The sequence below is a fragment of the Kitasatospora nipponensis genome (genome assembly GCF_039528135.1).
Lineage (GTDB): Bacteria > Actinomycetota > Actinomycetes > Streptomycetales > Streptomycetaceae > Kitasatospora > Kitasatospora nipponensis.
Window position 1 is genome coordinate 1 of sequence record NZ_BAAALF010000317.1, and the last position, 5436, is coordinate 5436.

Consider the following 5436-nt stretch of genomic DNA (forward strand, 5'->3'; position numbering starts at 1 on the left):
TGCTCGCCTACGACCCGGGCATCCAGCCGAACGAGGGCGGCCTGCCCGGCCTCGCAGTCCTCAAGCAGGTAATGGGCTCGATCAATCTGTTCGGGATCATCGCCGTCGTCGGTGCGCTCGCGGTGAGCGCCGGGGTGTGGGCCTGGGGCCACCACTCCGGCGGTCACCAGGCCGAGGCCAACGGCAAGAAGGGCGTCCTGGTAAGTGCCGGCGCGGCCCTGCTGCTCGGCGCCGCAAATGGTGTGGTCGCGTTCTTCTCGACGCTGGGCACCCAGGTCCACTGATGCAGAAGCGATCCTTCACCTCTGCTTCCCGTAGCGGTGAGCCTGGCGGCGCATCTCGCATGCGCCGCCGGGCGCTGCTCGGCACCGCCGCCCTGGCTGTGCTCGTTGCCCTCGCCGGCCTGCTCGCCTACCTCACCCGCGACGGCAGGACACCCGCTAAAGCCATTCCCGTCTCAGCAAGTTCGGTGTCCCCCTCCGCCCAGCCGTCCGCCATGGCGGCTTCGTCCTCCCCCGGTGACCGAACGATCCTGTCGATCGCGCCGGCCACCCAGGATCCGATCGCGTTCGGCAAGGCAGCGGCGTCGGCGCTGTGGTCGTACGACACCCGCGCGTACGCGCAGCCTGAGTTGCTGGCCGCGCTGCACACGTGGATGACCTCGGATGCCAAGTACGCCGACACCGCATCGGTGGACGCCCTGGTGCCCTCGCCCGTGCTCTGGGGCCGGATGGCCGACAACGGCCAGTACGCGACCGCGAGCGTGAACGAGGCGCACTTCCCGGCCTCCTTCACCCAGGCCGTGCAGTCCGATCCAGGGGCCATCACGCAGGCGTACGTCTACGCCGTCACCGTCTCCGGACGGCAGTCGATCGGCTGGAACGGCTCACCCGAGGGCGGTGCCGAGGCCCGTTCGACGACTCTCGCCGTGCAGTGCCGCCCGTCCCAGAACTGCACGCTCGTCGGCGTCTTCCCGACGGTCTCCCCCTGACCCAGCCCTGAAAGGAGGTGCCCACCATGGGTGTCTGCGACCTTCCCCTCATGAGCCAGGTGTGCGATGCGGCCAACTTCGTCTCCGATCCCGGCAAGTCGATCACCGACGGCATCGGTGCGTGGATCGCCAAGTCCGCGGGCGAGTTGGCCTCCAGCGCGGCCGACCTGGCCGCCCAGGCCGTCAACACCACCACCAGCATTGACCTCAATGCGTCTTGGTTTCGCGACGACTACGCGCTGCTCCTGCCCATCGGGCTGTCGATCGTCGTCGGCACGTTCTGCATCCAGCTGATGTTCGCCGCCTGGCGCCGCGACGAACGCGCCCTCGCCCAGGCCGCGATCGGCACCATGACCGGCGTCCTGTTCTCCTTCTGCGCGATCTCCTTCACCAGCGTGGCGATCACCGTGGTGGACGCGCTGAGCGACGGCCTGTTCCAAGCCGCCAACACCTCCGTGGAGGACACGATCCGCCGCGTCGTCAAGGTGACCGAACTCGGCGCGATGTTCAATCTCGGCTGGTGCGTGCCGGCGTTGGTGGCCCTGGGCTGTGCGATCGGTGCCTTCCTCTACTGGTGCACGATGGTGGCCCGCAAGGTGGGCGTTCTGATCCTGGTGGCCCTCGCGGTCTTCGCGGGCAGCGACGGCGGCTGGGAGTTCGCCAAGCGGTGGCGGCGCGGCTGGATCGAGGCCACCGCCACGCTGGTGGTCAGCAAGCTGCTGATGACCGTGGTGTTCCTGATCGGCGTCTCCGCAATGGGCAAGTCGGACACCCACGACGGCATGTCAGCCCTGTCCGACGCGATGGCTGGCATCGTCGTGATGGTCCTCGTCCTGCTCTGCCCCTACGCGACGTACAAGTTCGTGCACTGGGCCACCGACAACGGCGGGCACGACGACCTGCACCGCACCGGCGTCGCCGGGATGGCGGTCGCCGCAGGTGCGGCCAAGACCGCGGGCAGCCTGGCGATGCAGGTGGGCACCGGCACCCCCGCGCCGCAGGGCCCCTCCCAGGTTCCGGGCATGGGCCAGGACGGTGTCGCCTCCGGGATCGACCCCTCCGGGCGGTTCAGCAAGGAAGGCATCGACGCCGGGCCGCCGAGCACGCCGAGCACCTTCCGCTTCGGCGACAACCCGAGCGCTGGCGGAGACCGGGGTCGTGCCCTCGTCCAGCGTCCGGGCACCCCCGCGCTCATCACCCGGGCACCCGACGCTGGTGGCGATTCCGGCGCGGAGGCGGGTCAGGCCCCGGTGTCAGGCGACTCCGCCGGCCAGAGCACGCCGCCCGCCCAGGGCTCACCGGTCGGCCAGCGTTCGGACACCACGGCCCACGCTCCGGGCTCCTCACGCTCCGCACCGAGCGGCCCTGCGGCTCCGCCTGCCAGCGGACCGCCGCCGCAGGACTCGCCGGCCCCGCAGCGCTGGGTCTTCCCCCAGCAGCCTCCCTCCGGTTCCTGACCGCCCTTCTCCTCGGGGCAAGGGCTGCTGACCGCATGGCCGCAGCCCGCCCCTCCCCCCGAAGCAGGAGTTCCGCAATGGCTTCCAGAAGAGCGTCGCGCTCGCCGCCCCCCAACCGCCCGCTCGCACCCCTGGATCCCCAATGTCCGACACCTCTCCCGCCACCGTGAAGTTCCCGCACCGCTCCAAGCGCGGCATCCTGCTCGGCCTGACCGCCGCCCAGCTGATCGGCGCCTCCCTCGCCGGCCTCCTCCTGCTCGCCGTCGTCCTCACCCGCGGCGTCCTCGGCGCCCTCGAACTCATCCCGCTGTGGGCCGCCGTCGCCCTGTTCGTCCTCCTCCGCCACCGAGGCCGCTCCCTGGCCGACTGGGCACCGATCGTCACCCGCTACGCGCTGCGGCGCCTGCGCGGTCAGCTGGTCTGGCTCGCCCGGCCTTCCCGGCGGCCGGTGCGCGAGGGCCTGCTGCACCTGCCCGGCACCGCCGCCAGCCTGCGAGTCGTCACGGCACCCGACCGCCGGTACGGCGCGGTCCACGACCCGCGCGCCGGGACGCTGACCGCGGTCGTCAAGGTCAGCAGCCGCGGCTACGCACTCCTCGACCCCGCCACCCAGAGCACCAACGTCAACGGGTGGGGCCGGGCGCTGGCCGCGCTCGCCCGCACCGGGCACATCGCCCGCATCCAGGTGATCGAGCGCACGATGCCGGCCTCAGGCGATGCGCTTCGGCGCTACTGGGAGAAGACCGGCAACCCCGACGCACCAGTCGCAGGCGAGATCTACAGCGAGCTGGTCAAGAACGCCGGACCGGCCGCCGCCCCGCACGAGGCATACGTCGCCATCGCGCTGGACTTCAAGGCGGCCCGGCGGCTGATCAACCAGGCCGGCGGCGGCCTCGCTGGAGGGTTCTCGGTGCTGGCCCAGCTGACCGCCACCTTCGACCAGGCCGCCCGCACCGCAGGTCTCAACCCGGTCGGCTGGCTGTCCGCCACAGAGATCGCCGCCGTGGTGCGAACCGCGTACGACCCCAAGTCCCTGACCGGGCTGGAGCGCTGGTCCTCCTCCGGCCGACCGGAGGCCGACCCCGCCGCCGCAGGCCCCGTGGTCGTTGTCGAGAAGGCCGGCCACATCGCCACCGACTCCGCCGTCCACTGCACCTACTGGGTCGAGAACTGGCCTCGTACCGAGACCAGCCCCGGGTTCCTGCACCAGTTGCTCTTCAGCGGCGGGGTCCAGCGCACCCTGTCCCTGACCTACGAGCCCAAGGGCCTGGACGCGGCCATGCGCGACGTCCAGCGCAAGAAGGCCAGCATCATCGCGGACTCCGCCGAGCGCACCCGCCGAGGCCAGGTCGACAGCGAAGCCGATTCCGTCGAATACCAGGACGTCAAACAGCGCGAACGCCAGCTCATCGCCGGCCACGCCGACGTCGCCCTGACCGGCCTGCTGACCGTCAGCGCCGACACCGAAGACGAACTGCGCTCGGCCTGCGCCATCGTGGAGACCGCCGCCGTCGCCGCCCAGCTGGACCTTCGCCCGCTCACCTGGCAGCAGGCCGAGGCGTTCACCGCCGCCGCGCTCCCTCTCGCCCTCGCCGCCTGAACCGCCCCCCTCCCCTGGAATGAGCACCGCCATGCCCCGCATCACCACTCCCCTCGCGGAGGACTTCCTTCCCTTCGCGACCGCGGCGGTCGACTTCCACCGCACGCTCAACATCCCCGCAGGCCCCCTCGTCACCTCACGCGCCGAGCTGGACAGCTTGCACGCCCACCTCGTCTCCCTCCACGCCCTGCTCGACGCCCACGCCTGCCGCACCCGAACGCTCGTGCCGGTCGAGGGCGAGCAGCTGCGGGCCGCCCGCACCCGGATCTGGCAGGCGGCCGACCACGTGCACGCCGCCTACCACGCCTCCCCTCGGCCCGGCACCGGCGAGGTGCCCGACCGCGAGGCGTGCCTGGCCGGCCTTCCCGAGGGCGCGCCCGAGCTGACGACCTGCCAGCGCCACCAGCGCACCGCGCACCGCGTTCGACGCCAGACCACTCCGGCCGACCTGCACACCCCGTTCACCGGCCTCGTCCGCCGCTAACCCTCTCCCACCATCCACCGGAGTTCATCGCCATGTCCAAGACCCGCGCCAGCGCCAGCCCCCTGTTCGTCCCCCACAAGTCCACCCGCTCCGAACTGCGCTCGGCTCGGTGTGACTTCGACCAGGCCCGTCGCCGGGCCCGCCTCGCCGAGGCCCCGCCCGAGCGGGAGGACGAGGGGCTCGATCCGGAACTTCGGGCGACCTACCCGCCGGCAGGGCGACCGGGCCCGGCCTCGGCCCGTGGCGGAAAGGTCCGCCTGCCGGCCCACCGAATGACCACCGCGGTGGCGAGCGGGGCCTATCCGTTCCTGGCCGAGGGTGGCCTGGGGTCGGAGGGGATGTTCGTCGGCCGGGACGTCCATGCGGAAGGCTCGTTCTGCTTCGACCCGTTCAGCCTCTACAACAGTGGCAAGGTCGAGGGTTTCACGAACCCCAACGCCGTGCTCGCCGGGATCATCGGCATGGGCAAGTCCGCACTCGCCAAGTCGATAGCCACCCGGTCCATCGCCCACGGCTACAAGGTCTATGTGCCGTCCGACCCGAAGGGTGAGTGGACGGCGGTCGCCCAGGCTCTCGGCGGGCAGACCATCGCGCTGGGGCCCGGGTTGAAGGGCAGGCTCAACCCGCTCGACGCCCCCGCGCGGCCGGGCGGCGTGAGCGAGGAGGACTGGGCGGGCGAGGTCCGTAAGCGCCGTCTCATGCTGCTGGCCGGCCTTGCCCGCACGGTGCTCGGGCGCGACCTGCTGCCGATGGAGCACACGGCCCTCGACCTCTCCCTGGACCTGGTGGTCGCCGACGCCCAGGCGCGCGGCACGGTGCCGCTGCTCGGCGACATCGCGCACACCCTCAGCTCCCCCGAGCGCCTCGATACCGCGCTCGGCGAGCCGGGTGGGCGGATGGGCCC

General features: G+C 71.9%; 5 protein-coding genes and 1 pseudogene. All 6 read left to right on the top strand.

Annotated features, from left to right (window positions below; all coding sequences use genetic code 11):
* On the top strand, positions 1–284 hold a 284-nt coding region (locus ABD323_RS39205), incomplete at its 5' end, for a DUF6112 family protein (protein WP_344446885.1).
* Positions 285–343: 59 nt separating this feature from the next.
* Positions 344–991 carry a hypothetical protein gene (locus tag ABD323_RS39210; RefSeq protein WP_344446886.1) on the top strand — a complete coding sequence of 216 codons (648 nt, stop codon included), beginning with the start codon at positions 344–346 and terminating at the stop codon, positions 989–991.
* A 26-nt stretch (positions 992–1017) separates the two neighbouring features.
* Positions 1018–2448, top strand: a complete 1431-nt coding sequence (locus ABD323_RS39215; RefSeq protein WP_344446887.1) for an SCO6881 family protein — start codon at positions 1018–1020, stop codon at positions 2446–2448.
* Between the two features lie 142 nt (positions 2449–2590).
* The gene (locus ABD323_RS39220; RefSeq protein WP_344446888.1) at positions 2591–4048 is read left to right on the top strand and encodes an SCO6880 family protein; all 1458 of its coding nucleotides are present in this window, start codon (positions 2591–2593) and stop codon (positions 4046–4048) included.
* A 31-nt stretch (positions 4049–4079) separates the two neighbouring features.
* Entirely contained in the window at positions 4080–4532 is a 453-nt protein-coding gene (locus ABD323_RS39225) for a DUF6238 family protein (protein ID WP_344446889.1), read from the top strand.
* Between the two features lie 32 nt (positions 4533–4564).
* Positions 4565–5436 (top strand): annotated as a pseudogene (locus tag ABD323_RS39230) (ATP-binding protein); the annotation flags it as partial.

Coding starts and splice junctions, on each gene's coding strand:
- ABD323_RS39210 (WP_344446886.1), top strand. CDS start 344: ATGCGCCGCCGGGCGCTGCTCGGCACCGCCGCCCTGGCTGTGCTCGTT.
- ABD323_RS39215 (WP_344446887.1), top strand. CDS start 1,018: ATGGGTGTCTGCGACCTTCCCCTCATGAGCCAGGTGTGCGATGCGGCC.
- ABD323_RS39220 (WP_344446888.1), top strand. CDS start 2,591: ATGTCCGACACCTCTCCCGCCACCGTGAAGTTCCCGCACCGCTCCAAG.
- ABD323_RS39225 (WP_344446889.1), top strand. CDS start 4,080: ATGCCCCGCATCACCACTCCCCTCGCGGAGGACTTCCTTCCCTTCGCG.